This window comes from Faecalibacterium intestinale, assembly GCF_040096575.1.
In the GTDB taxonomy this organism is placed as follows: domain Bacteria; phylum Bacillota; class Clostridia; order Oscillospirales; family Ruminococcaceae; genus Faecalibacterium; species Faecalibacterium intestinale.
Genome location: NZ_JBBMEN010000003.1, coordinates 182,088 through 203,652, shown reverse-complemented (window position 1 = coordinate 203,652; position 21,565 = coordinate 182,088). Strand labels below are relative to the sequence as shown.

Annotated in this window: 17 protein-coding genes; 9 read left to right on the top strand and 8 right to left on the bottom strand. The window is 58.2% G+C overall.

Annotated features, from left to right (window positions below):
• Positions 1-206: 206 nt before the first annotated feature.
• Positions 207-1,139 (bottom strand): cysteine synthase A, encoded by a 933-nt coding sequence (cysK, locus tag WMO20_RS04225; RefSeq protein WP_236130744.1) that lies wholly within the window; start codon positions 1,137-1,139, stop codon positions 207-209.
• Positions 1,140-1,375: 236 nt separating this feature from the next.
• Between cysK and WMO20_RS04220 the strand changes: the two genes are divergently transcribed.
• The 5 genes from WMO20_RS04220 to WMO20_RS04200 all read left to right on the top strand — a co-directional run bounded on the left by WMO20_RS04220 (position 1,376) and on the right by WMO20_RS04200 (position 5,583).
• Complete coding sequence (locus tag WMO20_RS04220) at positions 1,376-1,807, top strand: RrF2 family transcriptional regulator (protein ID WP_005922796.1); 432 nt, start codon at positions 1,376-1,378, stop codon at positions 1,805-1,807.
• Between the two features lie 157 nt (positions 1,808-1,964).
• Positions 1,965-2,381 (top strand): CidA/LrgA family protein, encoded by a 417-nt coding sequence (locus WMO20_RS04215; RefSeq protein ID WP_435387755.1) that lies wholly within the window; start codon positions 1,965-1,967, stop codon positions 2,379-2,381.
• Complete coding sequence (locus tag WMO20_RS04210; RefSeq protein ID WP_349185946.1) at positions 2,362-3,069, top strand: LrgB family protein; 708 nt, start codon at positions 2,362-2,364, stop codon at positions 3,067-3,069. The genes WMO20_RS04215 and WMO20_RS04210 overlap by 20 nt, the downstream gene beginning before the upstream one ends.
• 270 nt (positions 3,070-3,339) lie before the next feature.
• The gene (locus tag WMO20_RS04205) at positions 3,340-4,632 is read left to right on the top strand and encodes an adenylosuccinate synthase (RefSeq protein WP_055185523.1); all 1,293 of its coding nucleotides are present in this window, start codon (positions 3,340-3,342) and stop codon (positions 4,630-4,632) included.
• A 48-nt stretch (positions 4,633-4,680) separates the two neighbouring features.
• Positions 4,681-5,583, top strand: a complete 903-nt coding sequence (locus WMO20_RS04200; protein WP_256266009.1) for a DegV family protein — start codon at positions 4,681-4,683, stop codon at positions 5,581-5,583.
• A 274-nt stretch (positions 5,584-5,857) separates the two neighbouring features.
• Here WMO20_RS04200 and asnA read toward each other — a convergent pair whose 3' ends face one another.
• From asnA to WMO20_RS04165, 7 genes are all read right to left on the bottom strand, one after another.
• Entirely contained in the window at positions 5,858-6,871 is a 1,014-nt protein-coding gene (gene asnA, locus WMO20_RS04195) for an aspartate--ammonia ligase (protein ID WP_118657881.1), read from the bottom strand.
• A gap of 185 nt (positions 6,872-7,056) precedes the next feature.
• Positions 7,057-7,770, bottom strand: coding sequence for an ABC transporter ATP-binding protein (locus tag WMO20_RS04190; RefSeq protein WP_112090766.1), 714 nt, complete (start codon positions 7,768-7,770; stop codon positions 7,057-7,059).
• 3 nt (positions 7,771-7,773) lie between these two features.
• Entirely contained in the window at positions 7,774-8,613 is an 840-nt protein-coding gene (locus tag WMO20_RS04185) for an ABC transporter ATP-binding protein (RefSeq protein ID WP_112090767.1), read from the bottom strand.
• Positions 8,606-9,634: a branched-chain amino acid ABC transporter permease gene (locus WMO20_RS04180; protein WP_349185945.1), complete on the bottom strand. Its 1,029-nt coding sequence runs from the start codon at positions 9,632-9,634 to the stop codon at positions 8,606-8,608. Before WMO20_RS04180 ends, WMO20_RS04185 begins: the two co-directional genes overlap by 8 nt.
• 12 nt (positions 9,635-9,646) lie before the next feature.
• Positions 9,647-10,525 (bottom strand): branched-chain amino acid ABC transporter permease, encoded by an 879-nt coding sequence (locus tag WMO20_RS04175; RefSeq protein ID WP_097778469.1) that lies wholly within the window; start codon positions 10,523-10,525, stop codon positions 9,647-9,649.
• Positions 10,526-10,679: 154 nt separating this feature from the next.
• Positions 10,680-11,903, bottom strand: coding sequence for an ABC transporter substrate-binding protein (locus WMO20_RS04170; protein WP_349185944.1), 1,224 nt, complete (start codon positions 11,901-11,903; stop codon positions 10,680-10,682).
• A gap of 273 nt (positions 11,904-12,176) precedes the next feature.
• Complete coding sequence (locus WMO20_RS04165; protein WP_349185943.1) at positions 12,177-13,598, bottom strand: MATE family efflux transporter; 1,422 nt, start codon at positions 13,596-13,598, stop codon at positions 12,177-12,179.
• A gap of 363 nt (positions 13,599-13,961) precedes the next feature.
• Here WMO20_RS04165 and eno point away from each other — a divergent pair, with 363 nt between their 5' ends.
• The 4 genes from eno (at position 13,962) to WMO20_RS04145 (ending at position 21,523) form a co-directional block, all read left to right on the top strand.
• Positions 13,962-15,248, top strand: coding sequence for a phosphopyruvate hydratase (gene eno / locus WMO20_RS04160; protein WP_349185942.1), 1,287 nt, complete (start codon positions 13,962-13,964; stop codon positions 15,246-15,248).
• A gap of 755 nt (positions 15,249-16,003) precedes the next feature.
• Positions 16,004-18,109: a diguanylate cyclase domain-containing protein gene (locus WMO20_RS04155; protein WP_349185941.1), complete on the top strand. Its 2,106-nt coding sequence runs from the start codon at positions 16,004-16,006 to the stop codon at positions 18,107-18,109.
• Between the two features lie 17 nt (positions 18,110-18,126).
• A complete protein-coding gene (locus WMO20_RS04150) occupies positions 18,127-18,954 on the top strand; it encodes a substrate-binding periplasmic protein (protein WP_349185940.1) in 828 nt (275 codons plus the stop codon).
• Positions 18,944-21,523, top strand: a complete 2,580-nt coding sequence (locus WMO20_RS04145) for a hybrid sensor histidine kinase/response regulator (RefSeq protein WP_349185939.1) — start codon at positions 18,944-18,946, stop codon at positions 21,521-21,523. The genes WMO20_RS04150 and WMO20_RS04145 overlap by 11 nt, the downstream gene beginning before the upstream one ends.
• The last annotated feature ends 42 nt before the right edge of the window (positions 21,524-21,565 follow it).

Below are 21,565 nucleotides of genomic sequence, written 5' to 3'. Positions count from 1 at the left end.
AGGTTTTGACTGAGGGAGTTCGTTCCAAACCCCTCCTGTGAAAAAGTAGTTTCGAAACGCCCGCAGGCGTTTCGAAACTACAAATAAAAATAATTATTCCGATGACTATGCGCAGAGCAACGCGGAGCGCATTCAAATCGTCTTGTCCCCAAACAAAAACTCCCGCCCTGCGGGGTGCAGAGCGGGAGAGGAGAGTTTTTTGGGGATTATTCCGCGAACAGCGGGGTGGACAGGTAACGGTCGCCGGTATCGGGCAGCAGGACAACGATGTTCTTGCCTGCGTTCTCCGGGCGCTTTGCCAGCTGGATGGCGGCCCAGACGGCAGCACCGGAGGAGATGCCTACCAGCACGCCTTCCTTGTGGCCAATCAGACGGCCGGTGGCGAAGGCATCATCGTTCTCCACGGCAATGATCTCGTCATAGACGGTGGTGTCCAGCACGTCCGGCACAAAGCCTGCGCCGATGCCCTGAATTTTATGTGCACCGGCAGTGCCCTTGCTCAGCACAGGGGAGGAGGCGGGCTCCACAGCCACTACCTTGACGGCGGGGTTCTTGCTCTTGAGGTACTTGCCAACGCCGGTCACGGTGCCGCCGGTGCCAACGCCTGCCACAAAGATATCGACCTTGCCGTCGGTATCTTCCCAGATCTCGGGGCCGGTGGTCTCGATGTGCGCCTGCGGGTTGGCGGGGTTCACGAACTGGCCGGGGATGAAGGAATTGGGGATCTCCTTTGCCAGCTCATCGGCCTTGGCAATGGCACCCTTCATGCCCTTGGCACCCTCGCTCAGCACCAGCTCGGCACCGTAAGCTTTCATCAGCTGGCGGCGCTCCACGCTCATGGTCTCGGGCATCACGATGATGATGCGGTAGCCCTTGGCAGCTGCCACAGCAGCCAGACCGATGCCGGTGTTGCCGGAGGTGGGCTCGATGATGACGGAGCCTTCCTTCAGCAGACCCTTGGCCTCGGCGTCGTCGATCATCTTTTTCGCAATGCGGTCTTTCACAGAACCAGCGGGGTTGAAGTACTCCAGCTTGGCAATAACGTGGGCGGGCAGCTGCTCTTCCTTTTCGATATGGCTGAGCTCCAGCAGCGGGGTGTGACCGATCAACTGATCTGCGGCGGTATAGATCTTGCTCATAATACTTGTCCCTCTTTCTGGTATCGTTACGGGGTGTATGACCCTGTCTTGTGCCGGTGAGCCCGGCTGTGATTCCCTCTAAACCTTTAAACCAACATTCTTTGTGGGTTTGATGGCATTATAGCCCTGTTTTCCCTGCTTGTCAAGGGTTATTTTGAAAAAAGTGGGATTGAAAAGTGATTTACCCTGTTGTATAATGGGTTATATTAAAATTTGACCGGAAGGAAGTACGGATTATGATCGTTTCGACCAAAGGACGCTATGCGCTGCGGGTGATGATCGACCTCGCGGAGCATCAGTCTGAAAAATATGTTCCCTTAAAGGAAGTAGCTGCCCGGCAGGAGATCTCGGAAAAGTATCTGGAGAACATCCTCAAGGTGCTGGTGCAGAACGGCTTTCTGGAGGGGCTGCGCGGCAAGGGCGGCGGCTACCGGCTGACCCGCAGCCCGGATCAGTACACGGTAAGCGAGATCCTGATGCTCACCGAGGGCAGTCTTGCCCCGGTAAGCTGCCTGACCCCCGGAGCTTCTGCCTGCGCCCGGATGGCCAACTGCCGCACCTACGAGATGTGGAAGGGGCTCAACGACCTGATCTCGGACTACTTTGGCAAGATCACGCTGGCAGACCTTGCCCTGCCGGATCAGGCCGGCAACGATTATGTGATCTGAGCCTTGCGCACCGGAACTGCATCGGTGCGCTTTTTTGTACAGTTCTGCGCAAAAGGTGCAGAACTTCTTGGCAAGATTTACGGTTGATGGGGCGGGCTGTCCGCGGTATACTTTTACTTTGTGTAAGGCAGAAAATTCCGGGCGAAAAGCCCGTTGTCTGTTCGTTTATAAGACCAGAAAGGGGAGTTCTGACACGAAGTATATTTTTCAGTTCGGGCGCATTCTCGCGTTCTGTTTTCTGGGCGAGGTGCTGCACGTGGTGCTGCCGCTGCCGGTGCCTGCCAGTGTGTACGGTCTGGTGCTGCTGCTGGCAGCCCTGACCGCCGGGATCGTAAAGCTGGAGCAGGTCAAGGAGACCGGCACCTACCTGACCGGTATTTTTCCGCTGCTGTTCGTGCCCGCTGCTGCGGGCATCATGGAGCTGTGGGCAGAGATGGGACAGCTGCTGCTGCCCATCCTGATCGCCATTCTGCCGGTGACGGTGCTGGTGATGGCGGCGGCAGGCCGCACCACGCAGGCGCTGACCGCCCGCAATAAAAAGGAGGAGGCCGACCATGACGGAACTGCTGAATGACTTTTTGACCGGCTCTGCGGCCTGGGGCGTGCTGCTTACGCTGGCGGCCTTTGGGCTGGGTGCGCTCATCAACCGGGTGACCGGCAAGGCCATCTTTAACCCGCTGCTGCTGGGCAGTATTTTTGTCATCGTTTTTCTGTCGGTGTGCAATATCCCCTATGGGGACTATAAAACCAGCGCCGCGCCGGTAAGCTATCTGCTGCTGCCCGCTACGGTGGCGCTGGCGATCCCGCTGTATGAAAAGCTGGACCTGCTCAAAGAGAACGCGCCCGCCATCATTGCGGGCATCTCGGTGGGCACGCTGGTCAGTCTGGGCAGCGCCTTTGCATTGGCACTGGCGATGGACCTGACCCAGGAGCAGTACGCCACCCTGCTGCCGAAGTCTGTGACCACCGCCATCAGCATGGACGTGGCAGCAGAGCTGGGCGGCATTGCCGCCCTGACCGGTGCCATCGTCATCGTCACCGGCATCGTGGGCGCACTGCTGGCCGAGACCGTGTGCAAGCTGTTCCACATCACCGACCCTATCGCCAAGGGCGTGGGCATCGGCACGGCAGCCCATGCCGTGGGCACCAGCAAGGCACTGCAGATGGGCGAGGTGGAAGGTGCCATGAGCGGCCTTTCCATTGCTGTAGCCGGTGTGCTGACCGCCGTGCTCTGCCCGGTGTTCGTGGGCTTTATCCAGTAAAACGGGCGTGCGGAAAAAGCGCTTTTCCGTGCAAAGCAGCCGTCCGGGCAGACCGGGCGGCTGTTTTGTCAATCGGATGTATCTGTATAAAAGGGGCGTTGTATTTTACAACAGCCCCTTTTTTTGCGCGGCAGACTGTGCTATACTATAATAGCATTGGTGCGTGCCGCAAGGGCAGCGAGCCGGTGCGTTTTACCCAAGGTAGCGTATCCCGGGCAAGGTGCACGGAAAAGGCTGTCTTTTGAAAAAAGGATAAAGAGGTCATTTATTATGCTTACTGCAATTACGGGTATCAACTGGGGCGATGAGGGCAAGGGCCGCATGGTCGACCTGATCAGCCAGGAGTACGACATCGTTGCACGGTATCAGGGCGGCAACAACGCAGGCCATACCGTTAAAAACGAGCGCGGCAAGTTCGTGCTGAACCTGCTGCCCTCCGGCATCCTGCGCCCCAATGTCGTCTGCGTCATGGGCAACGGCATGGTCATCGACCCGCATCATCTGGACGGCGAGATCAATAAGCTGCGCGAGCAGGGCATTAAGATCACCCCGGAGAACCTGAAGATCTCCGACCGCGCAACCATCACCATGCCCTATCATGTGGAGCAGGATGGTCTGGAGGAAGCACGCCTGTCCAAGACCGGCGCACAGTTCGGCTCCACCAAGCGCGGCATCGCTTACGCTTACGGCGACAAGTACATGAAAAAGACCCTGCGCATGGGCGACCTGCTGCATCTGGACGACGCCGTGAAGAAGCGTCTGGTCACCATGGTGGATTCCAAGAATCTGGTCATGGAGGGCAGCTACAACGCTTCCCCCATCAGCGTGGACGAGATGTGGAACTGGCTCGAAAAGTATGCCGCCATCTTCAAGGACTATATCTGCGATGTGGGTCAGTATCTGGCCGATGCCGATGCAGCCGGTAAGAAGGTGCTGTTTGAGGCACAGCTGGGCGCACTGCGCGATATCGACTTTGGCATCTACCCCTACACCACCTCCTCCAACGTCATCGGTGCTTATGCACCCATCGGTGCCGGCATCCCCGGCCACAAGCTGCACAACTCCATCGGTGTCATGAAAGCCTACTCCTCCTGCGTGGGCGACGGCCCCTTCGCCGCCGAACTGGCCATGACCGAGGAAGAGAAGCACGCTCTGCGTGAGGCCGGCCACGAGTACGGCGCAGCCACCGGCCGTCCCCGCCGCGTGGGCCCCATCGACCTGGTGGCAAGCCGCTACGGCGTGTTCTGCCAGGGCTGCGATGAGGTCGCTCTGACCCTGCTGGATGTGCTGGACTACATGGAAAAGATCCCCATGGTCACCGCCTACAAGCTGACCGACGGCACCACTACCACCCGCTTCCCCATGGGTGAGGCACTGGATACCGCACAGCCCGTGGTGGAGTATCTGCCCGGCTGGCACTGTGATATCACTGCAGCCCGCAAGTGGGAGGACCTGCCCCAGCAGGCCCGCGATTATGTGGAGTATCTGGAAAAGGCTGTGGGCTGCAAGATCACCTATATCTCGGTGGGCGCAGAGCGCGAAGCCTACATCCACCGCGGCTGAGCTGCCGCCAAAAGCAGCCCCCGAGTTTCAGAAAAGGAAGCGTCACAGATGTTTGATATCATTACCGACAGCGCCTGCGACCTGACGCTGGACACCGCCAAGCAGCTTGGCATCGAGGTCGTGCCCTTTTATGTATCGCTGGACGGCGAGCATTACCGCAAGGAAGGGCTGGAGATCCCCGTGCGGGACTTCTATCAGTTCATGGTAGATAACCCGGCGGCCTATCCCAAGACCAGTCTGGCCTCCATCGAGGACTTTGAAAAGACCTTCCGCGCACACGCCGAGACGGGTCGGGATGTACTGTGTCTGGTGTTCACCGGCAAAATGAGCGGCTGCGTGGGCAGCGCCCGCAACGCCCGGGATCTGGTGCTGGAGGACTACCCCGATGCCCGCATCGAGGTCATCGACTCTGCCGCCGCCACCGTGACCGAATCCACCATGGTGGAAAACGCCGTGGCCATGCGGGACGCAGGCTGCACGCTGGACGAGACTGTGACTTGGCTGGAAGCGGAAAAATCCACCAACCAGATCTTCTTCACCGTGGGTGATCTGGACTACCTCATCAAGGGCGGGCGCATCGGCAAGGTGACCGGCCGCGCCGCCAATATGCTGGGGCTGAAGCCCATGATCCTGTTCAAGGAGGGCGAGATCTTCTCCGGCGGCGTAGCCCGCGGCCGGCAGAAGAGCTTTGAAAAGGCACTGGAACAGCTGATGAACTATCTGGATGCCCACGGCGGCACCCCGGATGACTACCGCATCACGGTGGGCTACGGCTACGATGCCGATGAAGGTAAGCGTCTGTGGATGCAGACCCGTGCCGCCCTGCGCGCCAAGTACCCCGGCGCACAGTGTGAGGTAGGGCTGTTGCAGATCGGCTGCACCATTGCGGTGCACACCGGCCCCTATGCACTGGGCATGGGCGTCATGCGCCGCTGGAAAAAGCAAAATTGATAAGCAGGAATGCCCGCCGGAGGACGATTTAAAATGCCCTCCGCGTTGCTCTGGGCATGATTCAAGGAACTCTATTTTTATATTTGAAAATCGGGAAGATCTGCGGATCTTCCCGATTTTCTTTTTCACGGGAGAGATGCAGCTTATCTTTACGACCCTTCTCGTGAAAACGAAATACAGCCAAGCCCGCAGGCTTGGCTGTATTTCAAAATAAAAATATTTTTCCGCTGAAAATATCCAGAGCATAAGCGGAGGATATTTAAAATCGTTCCGCTTACAGCAGCGGGATGCCAGCCTTAGCGCAGGCTTCGCGGGTGGCCTTGTCCCACACGCTGGCCTGAACCTCGCCGATGTGGACGCTGCCCAGCAGCAGCATACACAGGCGGCTCTGGCCGATGCCGCCGCCGATGGTGTAGGGCAGTTCGCCAGCCAGCACTGCCTTGTGGAAGGGCAGGGTGCGGCGGTCATCGCAGCCTGCCATGGTCAGCTGCCTGTCCATGCTTTCCGGGCTGACGCGGATGCCCATGCTGCTCAGCTCATAGCTGCACTGCAGCGGGTCGTTCCAGAACAGCAGGTCGCCGTTCAGATCCCAGTCATCGTAGTCCGGGGCGCGGCCATCGTGAGGCTTGCCGCTGCGCAGGGGTGCACCGATCTTCATCAGGAAGGTGGTGCCGTTCTCCTTGACAAAGGCGTTCTCCCGCTCCTTCGGGGTCAGATCGGGGTACTTGTCCTCCAGCTCCTGTGAGGTAACAAAGGTCACGTTGGGGGTGTGCAGGGGCAGATCCTGCAGCTGGGGGAACATGGCGTGCAGGTTCATCTCGGTAGCGCACACCGCAGACACGATGCAGCGCACCACGTTTTTCAGGTAGGTCTCGTTGCGGTCCTCCACCGTGATGATCTTTTCCCAGTCCCACTGGTCCACATAGACCGAGTGGAGGTTATCCAGCTCCTCGTCCCGGCGGATGGCGTTCATGTCGCAGTACAGACCCTTGCCCACGCGGAAATCGTAGTCCTTCAGTGCCTGACGCTTCCACTTTGCCAGCGACTGCACCACCTGTGCCTCGGTGCCGCTGTCCTTGATGTCAAAGGTCACCTTGCGCTCCACGCCGTTCAGGTCGTCGTTTAGGCCGGTGGAAGCCTCCAGAAACAGCGGTGCAGACACGCGGTACAGGTTCAGCGTAGCGCACAGGGTATCGGCAAACAGCCGCTTTACCGTGCCGATGGCGCGCTGGGTGTCGTACAGGTTCAGCGCGGGTTTGTAGTTTGCCGGGATGATGATCTTGCTCATAACGTTTACCCCTCATTCTGTGTGGTTTGCGCCCCGCTTTCCCGAGCCGGGGCGTGGCTTTTGCAAAGCCGGAATACTGCACCCATTATGGCACAATTTTTTACGAAAGTAAAGTGATAGCAGGAAAAAGCAGTTCCGAAACGCCCATGGGCGTTTCGGAACTGCAGATCAAACTATTTTTCCGTTTACCCGCCCAGATAGGCGCTGCGGACGCGCTCGTTGGTCAGCAGCTCAGCACCGGTGCCGTCCATGACCACGCGGCCAGTCTCCAGCACATAGGCGCGGTCGGCCACCGAAAGCGCCATCTGCGCATTCTGCTCCACCAGCAGGATGGTCATGCCTTCCTTGTGGATGTCGCGGATGATGTCAAAGATCTCCTGCACCAGCAGCGGCGAAAGACCCATGGAAGGCTCGTCCAGCATCAGCATGGAAGCGTTGCTCATGAGCGCACGCCCCATGGCCAGCATCTGCTGCTCGCCGCCGGACATGGTGCCCGCCAGCTGCTTGCGGCGCTCCTTCAGGCGGGGAAACAGGGTGAACACCTTTTCCTTGTTGGCGGCAATGGTGGAAGCGGGCTGGGTGTACGCACCCATATCAAGGTTCTCGTCCACCGTCATGTGCAAAAACACATGGCGTCCCTCCGGCACCTGTGCAAGGCCGCTTTCCACGATCTTGTGGGCGCGCACGCCCTTGATGCTTTTGCCCTTGTACAGCACATCGCCGGTGCGGGGCTTCAAAAGGCCGGAAATGGTTTTCAGGGTGGTGGATTTGCCCGCGCCGTTTGCACCGATCAGGGTGACGATCTCGCCCGCGTTGACGGTGAAGGAGATATCCTTTACGGCGTGGATGTTGCCGTAGTAGACGTTGATGCCGTCCACCTTCAGTAATGTATCAGCCATGGCTCAGCCCTCCTTTTTGCCCAGATAGGCCTCGATGACCTGCGGGTTATCGCGGATCTCGTCCGGGGTGCCCTTGGCGATGATGCGGCCGAAGTTCAGCACCGCAATGCCCTCGCAGATGCCCATGACAAGGCTCATGTCGTGCTCAATGAGCAGCACGGCAATGTTGAACTCGTCGCGGATGCGGCGGATGGTCTCGGTCAGCTCTGCCGTCTCGGAGGGGTTCATACCGGCGGCAGGCTCGTCCAGCAGCAGAAGCTTCGGGCCGGTAGCCAGTGCGCGCATGATCTCTAGCCGCCGCTGTGCGCCGTAGGGCAGGCTACCGGCCTGTGTATTGGCAAGGTCTGCCATGTGGAAGATGTCCAGCAGTTCCAGTGCGCGCTCGGTGCACTTTTTTTCCTCTTTCCAGTAGTTCGGCATCCGCAGCAGGGAGGACGCCAGATTATACTTCATGGACTCGTGCAGACCCACCTTGATGTTATCGATGACGCTCAGCTCCTTGAACAGACGGATGTTCTGGAAGGTGCGCGCCACGCCCATGCGGTTGACCTGATAGGTCTTTTTCCCGGCGGTAGGCATCCCGTCGATCAGGATGGAGCCGCGGGTGGGCTGGTAGACGTTGGTGAGCAGGTTGAACACGGTGGTCTTGCCTGCGCCGTTGGGGCCGATCAGGCCGGCGATCTCGTTGCGGCCGATCATCAGGTTAAAGTTGTCCACGGCGGTCAGGCCGCCAAAGTCGATGCCCAGCTCACGCACGTCCAGAATGGGCTTTTTGTCCTTGTCGCGGTCGGTCAGAAAACCGCCGGAGGGAACACTGTGCAGTCTGGTCTTGAACTCACTCATGGTCAGCGGCCTCCTTTTTGGTATGTTTGCGGAACAGTTCGCCATTCATGGCCTTTTCCACGATGCGGCTCAGGGAGAAATCGTAGCTGCCCAGCAGTCCGCCCGGGCGGAAGATCATCATCAGCACCAGCACCAGCGAGTAGACCACCATGCGGTAGCTGTCAAAGCTGCGGGTCGCCTCGGGCAGGATGGTCAGCACGGTAGCGGACAGGATGGAGCCCAGCATAGAGCCCATGCCGCCCAGCACCACCATGACCAGAATTTCGATGGACTTCATAAAGCCGAAGGTGGAGGGATCCAGCACGCCCAGATAGCAGGCGTACAGGCCGCCGGCCAAGCCTGCAAAGGCGGCGGAGAAGGCAAAGGCCATCACCTTATAGTAGGTGGTCTGGATGCCGCAGCTTTCGGCGGCGATCTCGTTGTCGCGGATGGCCAGCACGGCACGGCCGTGGCGGCTCTTCATCATGGCGTGGATGAGGAAGCAGGTGATGACCACGCACAGGAACACGTTCCAGTAGTTGGAGTACTTGGGGATGTTCTTCAGGCCCTTTGCGCCGTAGAACAGCTTGAAGCCCAGCACATCATCAATGTTGTTCAAGGTGATGCGGATGATCTCGCCAAAGCCCAGCGTCAGGATGGCCAGATAGTCGCCGGTCAGGCGCAGGGCGGGGATGCCGATGAGCACCCCGAACAGCCCGGCCATGATCCATGCCAGCACCAGACCGATAACAAAGGCAACGCCCTTGGGCAGGTTGGAATACTTCGTAAACAGCGCGCAGGTGTAGGCACCCACGGCCATAAAACCGGCGTGACCCAGCGGCAGCTGCCCCAGATAACCGGTGGCAACGTTCAGCGAGACAGCCAGAATGATATTGATGCCCACGGTCAGCAGCACCTTGTTCTGGTAGGTGGACAGCACATTCTGGGTGAGGAAGGAAAGCCCCACGAACAGCAGCGCCACCAGCACGGCGTTCATCAGGTAGCGCACGGGCATTTTGATGGTTTTACGGTTGGTTTTCATCGTTATGCCCCCTTACACCTTTTCCTGCACCTTGCGGCCAAGGAAGCCCGTGGGCTTGACCAGCAGCACGATGATCAGAATTGCAAACGTAACAGCGTCCTTCCAAGCGGAAAGGCCGATGGCGGAAACAAAGCACTCGCACAGGCCGATGGCAATGCCGCCGATCATGGCACCCGGAATGGAACCGATGCCGCCCAGCACGGCGGCAACGAAAGCTTTCAGACCCAGCATGGAGCCCATGGTGGGGGTAGCCTGCGGGTAGGAGCAGCAGTACAGCACGCTGCCGATGCCCGCCAGCGCCGAGCCAACGGCAAAGGTAAAGGAGATGGTGCTGTTGACGTTGATGCCCATCAGGCGGGCAGCATCCATATCCTCCGAAACGGCGCGCATGGCCTTGCCAAGCTTAGTCTTTTGCACCAGAAAGGTGAGCACCAGCATGGACAGCACGGTGACCACCAGCGTGATGATCGAAGTAAGACCCAGCGGCACCTTGCCCAGACGGAAGGTCTGGTTGGTGTAGTAGGCGGGGATCACCTTTGCACCCGAGCCGAGGATCAGTTCTGCCGTGTACTCCAGAAAGAAGGAGACACCAATGGCGGTGATCAGCAGCGAGATGCGGGGTGCGCTGCGCAGGGGGGTGTAGGCGATTTTTTCGATCACCACGCCCAGCAGCGTACAGGTGATGATGGTGGCGCACACAGCGGTGACCGGGCCAAGACCCAGCTGGTTCATGACGAACCACGACATATATGCGCCCACCATGATGACATCGCCGTGGGCAAAGTTCAGCAGCAGGATAATGCCGTACACCATGCTGTAGCCCAGTGCGATCAGTGCATAGATGCTGCCAAGGGACAAGCCGTTGATCAGCTGGCTAAAGAACACTGTCATGGTTGGATACTTCCTTTCTTTGCGGCGTTTACACTTTTTGATATAAAAAACGGAGAACGCCTGACCAGAAAAAAGCTGTTCCGGCGTTCTCCAGAAAATCATGGGGTTTGCTCTGTGCGGGCGGCTCCATCACCGGTGGATGGAACGGCGCAGATCAGAACATTTCCTTCAGCACGGGGGTTGCGCCGTCGAAGCACAGGATAGCGGTCTGCTTGACGGGGTTGTGGTGCTCGTCGAAGGTAAAGGTGCCGGTGATGCCATCGATGGTGCCGCCGGCAATGGCGTCGATGACGGCCTGCTTGTACTCGTCAGAGCCAGCCTCGAGACCCTGCTCCTCAGCTGCCTTGATGCCGTACACAACGGTCATGGCTGCATCGTAGCCCAAAGGTGCAAAGCCGTTGGGGTACTCCTCGCCGTACTCAGCCTTGTAGGCGTTCTCAAAGTCGGGGTTGGAGCCCTTTGCGTAGTTGGCGCAGAAGTAAGCATCCTTCAGCTGGTCGGCGGTAGCGTAGCCCTCCAGACCATCCCAGCCGTCGCCGCCCAGGAAGGGAACGGTCAGGCCAACGCTCTCGGCCTGCGCAAGGATCTGACCAATTTCCTGATAGTAGTTGGGGCAGAACACCACCTCGGGACCCTTGCCCAGAATGGTGGTCAGCTGGGTCTTGTAGTCCACATCGCCCTCAGAGTAGCTCTCCTGATCGACAACGGTGCCGCCCAGGCTCTCGAACTCGGTCACGAAATTCTCGGCCAGACCCTCGTTGTAGTCAGCGCCCTTCTGGAAGATAACGGCTGCCTTGGTGTAGCCCAGCTTCTTGTAAGCGTAGTCAGCCATCTTGATGCCCTGGAACGGATCGGTGAAGGTTGCACGGAACACGTTGGCGTTCACGGTGTCGGTCTCGGCATCGTAGGTAACAGCCTCGGCAGTAGCGGAAGCGGTGACCATGGGCATATTGTAATCGGCGCTCTCAGCGGCGACAGCCAGCGTCGGGGTGGTGGTAACATCGCCCACCAAAGCGGTGATGCCCTGATCCACCATCTTGGTAAAGCAGGTAACAGCCTGCGTAGCATCGCCCTGCTCGTCCATGGTGATGATCTCCAGCTGCTTGCCGTTGACACCGCCATCGGCATTGACCTGCTTCATGTACAGGCTGGCACCGTTTACAACAGCCTGACCGTAAACGGAAGCGTCACCGGTCAAGGGGCCCATCACACCCACCTTGATGGTGCTGCCGGAAGCAGCAGCGGAACCGGCGGTAGAACCGGCAGCAGAAGAAGCGGCAGTGCTTGCGGAAGAACCGCCGCAGGCAGTCAGAGCGCTTGCTGCGGCAACAACACCGGCAGCAGCCATGAACTGACGACGAGTGATCATCTTTTTCATAAAAATCTCCTCCTTCGGAGTGTTCTATAAAGTAAACTGATAAAAACGGAAGCAAGGCCCTTCCCCTCTAAAGCGGCCTTGCTCCTATCCTTGTCTGTTATTATAGCTATCTGGGTTCAAATCCGCAATTCACAAACCGTCCATACTTTTGGGCGCATTTTCTCGGCTTTGTTGATACTTTACACAAAAATTAAAGCGCGATTTTGTGCACTATTTCAAATTGTTCATTTTGTTTATCTGTGACATGAAACAGATTCACAAGTTGCAAAAAGGTTACAGAGTTTCCATCTCGGCGTCGGCGGCAAATTCGGCCTCGGCGCGGGTCTCTGCGGCCTGTCCCTCAGCCTCGGCAACAGCCACCGGCTCTGCCAGTGCCTTGCGGATGGCGGTGACGTAGAACACCATGGAAAGCGCCGTGCCGATGCACCAGCCCACAGGCCATGCCATCCAGATGCCGGTGGAGCCCAGCGCGGTGGCACTGAGTACGGCGGCAATGCCCACGCGCAAAATCAGGTCGGTGAAGGTGGCGATCATAAACCGCACCATCAGGCCGCAGCCGCGCAGGATGCCGTCTGCCACCAGCTTGACCGACACCACAAAGTAGAAGGGGGAGAGGATGCGCAAAAACAGCATACCGGTGTCAATGGCGGGGCCCTGCGGGTCGTTCATGAACAGCAGCAGCAAAAAGCGGCCGAAGAAGAAGTACAACACCACCAGCGGTACGCACAGCAGCCACACCAGATTGCGGCCTGCGCCAAAGCCCGCCTTGACGCGGTCCATCTTGCCTGCACCCATGTTCTGGGAGGTGTAGTTGGAGATGCCGTTGCCCAAGGTGGTAAAGGAGGTGATGACCATGTTATTCAGCTTGACGGCGGCAGAATAGCCTGCAATGACGCTGGCACCAAAGGTGTTGATGATGCTCTGCAGGATGATGTTGCCCACCGAGACAAAGCTCTGCTGCAGGATGCTGGGCACAGCCACCACGGCCACCTTGCCCAGCATATTCCACGAGAACAGCTGCACATGACCCTCGGTGCGGAAGGCGCGGATGCGGCGGAACACCACCACCATGGCCAGCACGCAGCTGACGCCCTGACACAGGAAGGTAGCCCATGCCACACCGGCAATGCCCATCTTGAAACCGGCTACAAACAGGATGTCCACGCCGATGTTGGACAAAGAAGAGACTGCAAGGAAGTAGAAGGGGGTCTTGCTGTCGCCAAGGGCAGAGAAGATGCCGGTGGCAATGTTGTAGAAGAACATGAAGGGCAGACCCAGAACGTAGATATCCAGATACAGCGCGGAGTCCGCAAGGATCTCCTCCGGGGTGTTGATGAGCTTCAGCAGGGCGTCGCAGCCCAGCAGACCAATGCCCATCAGCACCGCGCACAGCACGGCAGAGCCGATAAGGGAGGTGTAGACCGAGGTCTTCATCTCGCGGTATTCCTTTGCGCCAAAGTAGCGGGACACGATGACCGAGCAGCCGATGTTGCAGCCAAAGGCAAAGGCGATGAAGATCAGGGTGATCTCGTAGCTGTTGCCCACCGCAGCCAGCGCGTTCTCACCGATGAACTTGCCCGCCACCAGACTGTCGGCGATGTTGTACAGCTGCTGGAAAATGATGCTGCCGAACATGGGCAGACAGAATTGCCACAATACCTGTGACGGCTTGCCCACCGTCAGATCCTTATTCATTGCAAAAATCCTCCTCTATAACGACTATAAATGGGAAAACAGCGTAAATGCCGCAACCAGTATAGAACCGAACTGCCAAAAAGTAAAGAGAATTTTTGGTATATCTGCCATATAAAAAACACATGGTAAGCATAATGTATCCCCACTACCACAAGGGGGCAGACTGTAAACGGGTTTTCCACGGCGGTTTGCGTTCCTGTTAAAAATTTAGGGCTGCAAACATCCGCCCGGGCTCTTGCGCCGGGGCGCAAAGCGTGGTAGGATATTGGCAGTTAGTTATATATAACTAACTAAATAGAGCAGTTCCCCGTCTGCCCGCCCGGGCAGTATGGGAGAGAAAATGATATTCAGGAGGGTTTCAAGATGAATTATCTGGAAATTGAATCTGTTGTAGGCCGCGAGATTCTGGACTCCCGCGGAAACCCCACCGTGGAAGCCGAGATCACGCTGGCGGACGGCACGGTGGCGCGCGGCTGCGCCCCTTCCGGTGCATCCACCGGCGAGTTTGAGGCGCTGGAGCTGCGGGACGGCGACAAGAGCCGCTACTTGGGTAAGGGCGTGACCAAGGCGGTGGAGAACATCAACACGGTCATTGCGGACGCGGTTGTGGGCATGGATGCTTCCGACATTTACGCCATCGACGCCGCCATGCACAAAGCGGACGGCACCAAGGATAAGTCCAATCTGGGCGCAAACGCCATTCTGGCGGTGTCCATTGCAGCCTGCCGCGCAGCTGCCGCTTCGCTGGAAATGCCGCTGTACCGTTTTCTGGGCGGCGTAAACGGCAACCGCCTGCCCGTGCCCATGATGAACATCCTGAACGGCGGCGCACACGCCACCAACACCGTGGACACGCAGGAGTTCATGATCATGCCGGTGGGTGCATCCTCCTTTAAGGAAGCGCTGCGCTGGTGCGCCGAGGTGTTCCATGCGCTAGCTGCTATCCTGAAGTCCAAGGGTCTGGCTACCTCCGTGGGCGATGAGGGCGGCTTTGCGCCCAACCTTTCCAGCGACGAGGAGACCATCGAGACCATTCTGGCTGCCATCGAAAAGGCGGGATATGTGCCGGGCAAGGACTTTATGCTGGCGATGGATGCCGCCGCTTCCGAGTGGAAGAGCCCCAAGGGCAAGGGCTTCTACAAGCTGCCCAAGGCGGGCACCGAGTTCACCTCTGCCGAGCTGATCGCACACTGGAAGAGCCTTGTGGAAAAGTACCCCATTATCTCCATCGAGGACGGTCTGGACGAAGAGGACTGGGAAGGCTGGCAGCAGATGACCCGCGAGCTGGGCGGCAAGGTGCAGCTGGTGGGCGATGATCTGTTCGTGACCAACACCGAGCGTCTGGCAAAGGGCATTCAGCTGGGTGCGGGCAATGCCATCCTGATCAAGCTGAACCAGATCGGCTCTGTCTCCGAGACCCTGGAGGCCATCAAGATGGCGCACAAGGCCGGTTACAACGCCATCAGCTCCCACCGCTCCGGCGAGACCGAGGACACTACCATTGCGGACTTGGCTGTGGCGCTGAACACCTGCCAGATCAAGACCGGTGCGCCCAGCCGCACCGAGCGTGTGGCAAAGTACAATCAGCTGCTGCGCATTGAGGAGCAGCTGGGCGAAAGCGCCGTCTACCCCGGCATGGAAGCGTTCTAAACAAGACGATTGAGAATGCCCTCCGCGCTGCTTTGGGCATTTTCAGCGGAAATAGTATTTTGGATTTGTTGCTCAGAAACGCCTGCGGGCGTTTCTGAGCAACTTTTTTTCACGGGAAGGGGTCGTAAAGACAAACGGCAGCTGCGATACTCCCAATGTTTACCACCATGGTATTTGCAATCCTGCGGCGGGCTGGTTCGTATATAAGGCAGACCGGCACCCGGCAGCAGCCGGGACGGAAAGAAACGAAAGGAGCAAACCTTCCATGTTTCAAGGCCTTGGGCCGCTGCTCAACCTTTTGGGCGGCGGCAGCTTGACTAAGCTGCTTCTGTTTTTACTGAAGGGGCTGTTCGGCTGAAACGGACGGTCTGAAAGGAGAATACCATGCTGATCGTATTGGAGCATCTGCTGGGTCGGATCAATCTGCCCGGTATGTGGTGGATCATCGCAGAGCGCTGGCTGTGAGGTGACACCCCGCAAAGCCGCTGCACTTTTTGTGCAGCGGCTTTTTTGCTGCGCGGAACGATTTCACTAGGCTCGCCCTTGTAACTTTTTCTGATACATTTTACTTGCCACCCCACTGGCAAAATTGGCAAAAAATGCTTGCATCTAGGCGGTTTTGATGATAAAATTACACTGTTACAGTACGCCCAAAATCGGGGCATCATAGGAAGGTAAATTTGTAAATTGCGGCAACAGGGTGTACCGCGTGCTGTCAAGGTGCGGTACACAGAGAAAGAGACAGGGAAAACCAGATGGAAACAGGCGAGACGATAAAAAAGGGACTTCTGCGGCTGGAACGCTATGCACAGAATATACCGGGTGGCTTTCACTGCTGCGCAGAGGACCCGGAAAACGGCTATCCCTTTATTTATATCAGCGACCGCTTTCTGGAGATACTGGGCTGGGGGCGGGCAGAGTTTGCGGCAAGGTTCGATAACCGCTATACAGCGCTGGTACACCCGGATGATATGGCGGACGGGCTGCGCTACCGGAACGCAGAAAACAGCGCGACTTACGCACAGGAGGGCGACAACATCTTTCGGCTGTTGGGCAAAAACGGCTACCGCTGGGTCTCCAGTGCTGCCAACCGGGTGGAATGGCGCGGCGATGGCTATATCGTGGGCACTATCACGGATATCACCCCCTATATGGAGCTGCGGGAAAAGCTGGAACAGCAGAACCGCACCCAGAAAGAAGCACTGGAAACCGCCAACCGCAACCTGCTGCGGATGATGCAGCAGATGGAGGAGCAAAAGACTCAGTTTGCCCAGACCACCGCCCGGAATATGGAAAAAGAAGAGCGCTACCGGCAGCGGCTGAACCATGACGCTTTGACCGGCACCTACAACCGCCGCTATTACGAGGATGTGGTGCGCAATAACCTCGGCCCGGCGGGCATCGCCCTGATGGATATCGACGATTTCAAGATCTGCAACGATACCTACGGCCACCACGCCGGAGATCTGGCACTGGAAACCGTTGCAAAGACCATCCGCAGCTGTATCCGGGAGACGGATCTGCTGATCCGCTACGGCGGCGATGAGTTTTTGCTGGTGCTGCCCGGCATCCCGGCAGATTACCTCAAGACAAAGCTGGAGCAGATCCGCGATGCCGTGCAAAAGGCTGTGGTGCCGGGCTACCCTCACTTCCGGCTTTCACTGAGCATCGGCGGCGCGATGCAGACCCTTGCCGACCCTATGGAGAATGTGGTGCGCCGGGCAGATTTTATAATGTATCAGGCCAAGAACCACAAGGACGCGGTAGCGGTGGACACACAGGACAGCCGGTTGGCGGCTCAGGAGCAAGTCTTGGAGGAAAAGCCCACTATCCTGCTTGTGGACGATGCCATGATGAACCGCATGATGCTTACCGGCATTCTGGGCGGGGACTACCGCATTCTGGAAGCCGAGAACGGCAAACAGTGTCTGGAGCTGCTGCGGGAAAAGGCGGGGCAGATCTCGCTGGTGCTGCTGGATATCAATATGCCGGTCATGGACGGCTTTGAGGTGCTGCGCACCATGAACACCAACCACACCATCGAGGATGTGCCGGTGATCATGATCTCCAGCGACGACTCGGAAGAAGCCATCCGCAAGGCGTATGAGCTGGGCGCAAGCGATTACGTCAGCCGCCCCTTTGACGCCAAGATCGTCTACCGCCGGGTGGTCAACACCATCAAGCTGTATGCCAAGCAGCGGCGGCTGGTGCAGATGGTGTCCGACCAGATCCGCGCCCGCGAAAAGAACACCGATGTGCTGGTAGGCGTGCTGAGCCAGATCGTGGAGTTCCGCAACGGCGAGTCCGGCTCTCATGTGCGGCACATCCGCGTCATCACCGAGACGCTGCTGCACCGGCTGATGGAGCTGACCAGCCGCTACGACCTGACCCCGGAGCAGCAGGATGATATCCCGCTTGCGTCGGCGCTGCACGATATTGGCAAAATAGGCATTGACGAAGCCATCCTGAATAAGCCCGGCAGGCTGACCGCAGAGGAATTTGCGGTGATCAAGACCCACAGTATGCTGGGCGCAGAGATGCTGCAAAAGACCGAAAGCTTTGCAGACCAGCCGCTTTTGCAGACTGCCTACGAGATCGCCCGCTGGCACCACGAGCGCTGGGACGGCAAGGGCTACCCGGACGGGCTGAAAGGGGACGATATCCCCATCAGTGCGCAGCTGGTCTCCATGGCGGATGTGTACGATGCGCTGACCAGCGAGCGGTGCTACAAAAAGGCGTTCCCGCACGAGACTGCTGTCCAGATGATCACAAACGGCGCGTGCGGGGCGTTCAACCCGCTGCTGATCCAGTGCTTACTGGACGTGCAGGGGGAACTGAAGCAGGATATTTTACAATGGTAATGTGAGGAAAATTACGCGTGACAAACCAGAGATCCAACCATAAAATACCCCGCCGCACCTTTTTAAAAGTGTGCGCGGCGGCAGCGGCAGCCGGGCTGACCGCCTGCGGCAAAACGCAGGCGGCGGCAGCACTGCCCGAACTTACGGTGGGCAGCGATTCCTACCCGCCTTTTGTCTACCTGAGCAATGACAGCACCCCCACCGGCATTGATGTGGACATTGCCACCGAAGCCTTTGCCCGCATGGGGTATGCGGTGCAGATCGAGATCATTGACTGGGAGCAGAAAACCAATCTGGTGGAAAGCGGTGCCATCGACTGCATCTGGGGCTGCTTTTCCATGGACGGGCGGGAGCAGCTGTACCGCTGGGCAGGGCCGTATATGACTAGCCGTCAGGTGGTGGCGGTTAATGCGGACAGCGGCATTGAAACGCTTGCCGACCTTGCGGGCAAGACCATGATGGTGCAAAGCACCACCAAGCCGGAAGAAATTTTCCTTGCCGGTACCGACCCCCGCATCCCGCAGCTGGGCGAAGTGCTGAGCACCGAGGACCGCAGCGTGCAGTACGCTATGCTGAACTGCGGCTATGTGGACGCCGTTGCCGCCCACGAGACTGCCATTTTGCAGTATATGCAGGATTGCAATGCCAACTTCCGCATTCTGGAAGAGCCGCTGCTGGTCACCGGCATCGGCGTGGCTTTTGCGCTGAACGACACCCGCGGGCTGGACGAACAGCTGACCAAGACCTTTGCCGCCATGCGCGCCGACGGCACGATGAAACAGATCGTAGGCAAGTATCTGCCGGACCCGGAAAAATATCTGGAGGTGGACGCCCTTGAACCGTAAAAAGAAAACGTTCACTCCCAATATGCGGATGGCGGCGCTCTATCTGCTGATGGGCGTGCTGCTTTTGCTGACAGTGACCCTCTTCTCCGGGCAGGAGTCCATACGTGCTACCGAGGATTACTTTGCCCGCACCATCAGCTTTGTAAAGGTGCAGTCCACCAGCTTCGAAAAACATAACGACACCATCACCGCAAAGGCGCTGCGCCGGATGGCGGTGGCGGTGCGGCAGCTGGCTGAAAATGATGCCTTAGACCTCTACGACCCCGAAAGCCTCCGGGCAGAAACAGAGTCCCTCTGGCTTACCGGCATTGCCGTACTGGACGAAAACGGAAAAGCACTGTGTGAATATACAAGTGGTAATGTTGACTATGCGCAGTTTGCGGAGTCGCTGCGGGAGAAAGCCGCGCTGAACGTGCTGCAAAACCCGCAAAAGACCTATCTCAAGCGCATTCTGTTACAGGATGGCACGGCAGTGGATGTTGCCACCCACCGCGCCGCAGCAGGGGATGCCATACTGCTGGCTTACCGGGTGACCCCGCCGGAGTTTGTGGAGGGCGCAGCCCTGTCCATCCAGAGCGTGCTGGACGGCTACCCGCAGGACATCAGCGGCACCATCTTTATCGTGCAGGATAACAAGGTGATCGCCGCAAACGACCCGAGCCTCATCGGACTGTACACCACGAACAGCCCGCTGGTGCAGGGCATCCGCAAGGCCGGTGCGCCCGATACCTTGACCCATACCCACGACTGGGCAAATTCCGGCTGTTATTTCGGGATGTACAGCAACGGACAGAATTTTGATCTGTATATCTATATCAACGAAAAAGCGGTGTTCCGTAATTCCAGCAGTACACTGCTGGCAACGCTGATCCTTTATCTGATCTTTGTGGCGGTGCTGCAAACGCTGCGCCATCGCTCCATAAAGGCTGCGGAGCAGCAAAAGCGGGAGCAGGAGCAGAAATACCACGCTCAGCTGGAGGAGCAGAACCGCAAGCTGGAAAAGGCTGTCCGGCACGAGGCAGCGGCAAACCGCGCCAAGCGGGAGTTCTTGTTCAACATGAGCCACGACATCCGCACCCCGATGAACGCCATCATCGGCTTCACCTCGCTGGCGGCGACCCATATTGATAATAAGGAACAGGTGCTGGACTACCTGAAAAAGATCTCTATTTCCAGCCAGCACCTGCTCTCCCTCATCAACGATGTGCTGGACATGAGCCGCATTGAGAGCGGAAAGGTAAAGATCGAGGAAAAGGCGGTGCATCTGCCGGACCTTGTGCACGATGTGCGCTCCATCATCCAGCCCAACATCAGCTCCAAGCGCCTGTCGCTGTTTATCGACACCATGGACGTGGTGGACGAGGACATCATCACCGACCCGCTGCGGCTGAATCAGGTACTGCTGAACATCCTTTCCAATGCCATCAAGTTCACCCCCACCGGCGGCATGGTGAGCATCCGCATCGCCCAGAAGCCCGGTGCGCCCAAGGGCTGCGGCAACTACGAGTTCCGCATTAAAGACAACGGCATCGGCATCAATAAGGAGTTCCAGAAGCATATCTTTGAAGAGTTCACCCGGGAGGAGAATTCTACCGTCAGCGGCATTCAGGGCACGGGTCTGGGCCTTTCCATCACCAAGAATATCGTAGACCTGATGGGCGGCACCATCACCCTTGAAAGCGAGCCGGGCAAGGGGAGCGAGTTCATCGTGAACCTCTGCTTCCCCCTCAGCGGGCAGAAGGCGGAGATCAAGCAGCTGCCCCAGCTGGAAGGGCTGCGGGCGCTGGTGGCAGATGACGACACCAACACCTGCCTGAGCGTCAGCACCATGCTTTCCAAGATCGGGATGCGCCCGGAGTGGACCATCTCCGGCAAGGAAGCGGTCATCCGCACCAAGTACGCCGTGGAGCAGGGCGATGCTTTCAGCGTGTATATCATCGACTGGCTCATCCCGGATATGAACGGCATCGAGATCGTGCGGCAGATCCGCAAGGTCATCGGGGACAGCTGCCCCATCATCATCCTGACCGCCTACGACTGGGCGGATATCGAGGAAGAAGCGCGCGCCGCCGGTGTGACCGCCTTCTGCGAAAAGCCGCTGTTCCTCTCGGAGCTGCGCAAGGTGCTGGCAGAACCCTTCCGGGTGCAGCCGGAGCAGACGACCGCCCCGCAGCCCAAGGCAAGCTTTGACGGCAAGCACCTGCTGCTGGTGGAGGATAACGCCCTGAACCGGGAGATCGCCATAGAGATCTTAAAGGAAGCGGGCTTCCTTGTGGACACCGCCGAGGACGGCGTTGAAGCGGTGGAAAAGATGGAGCAGTCCGCGCCCGGGCAGTACGATCTGATCCTGATGGACATCCAGATGCCCCGCATGGACGGCTACGAAGCCACCCGGCGCATTCGCGCCCTGCCCGACCCCCGCAAGGCGGGCATCCCCATTTTTGCCATGACTGCCAACGCTTTTGAGGAGGATAAGCAGAACGCCTTGAATGCGGGCATGAACGGCCACATCGCAAAGCCGCTGGATATCCCGCACCTGCTGAAGGTGCTGGAAGAAGCGCTGAAATAAGACGGAAAAGGGCAGCGGGCTCGCCCTCTCCGTCTGCTCACT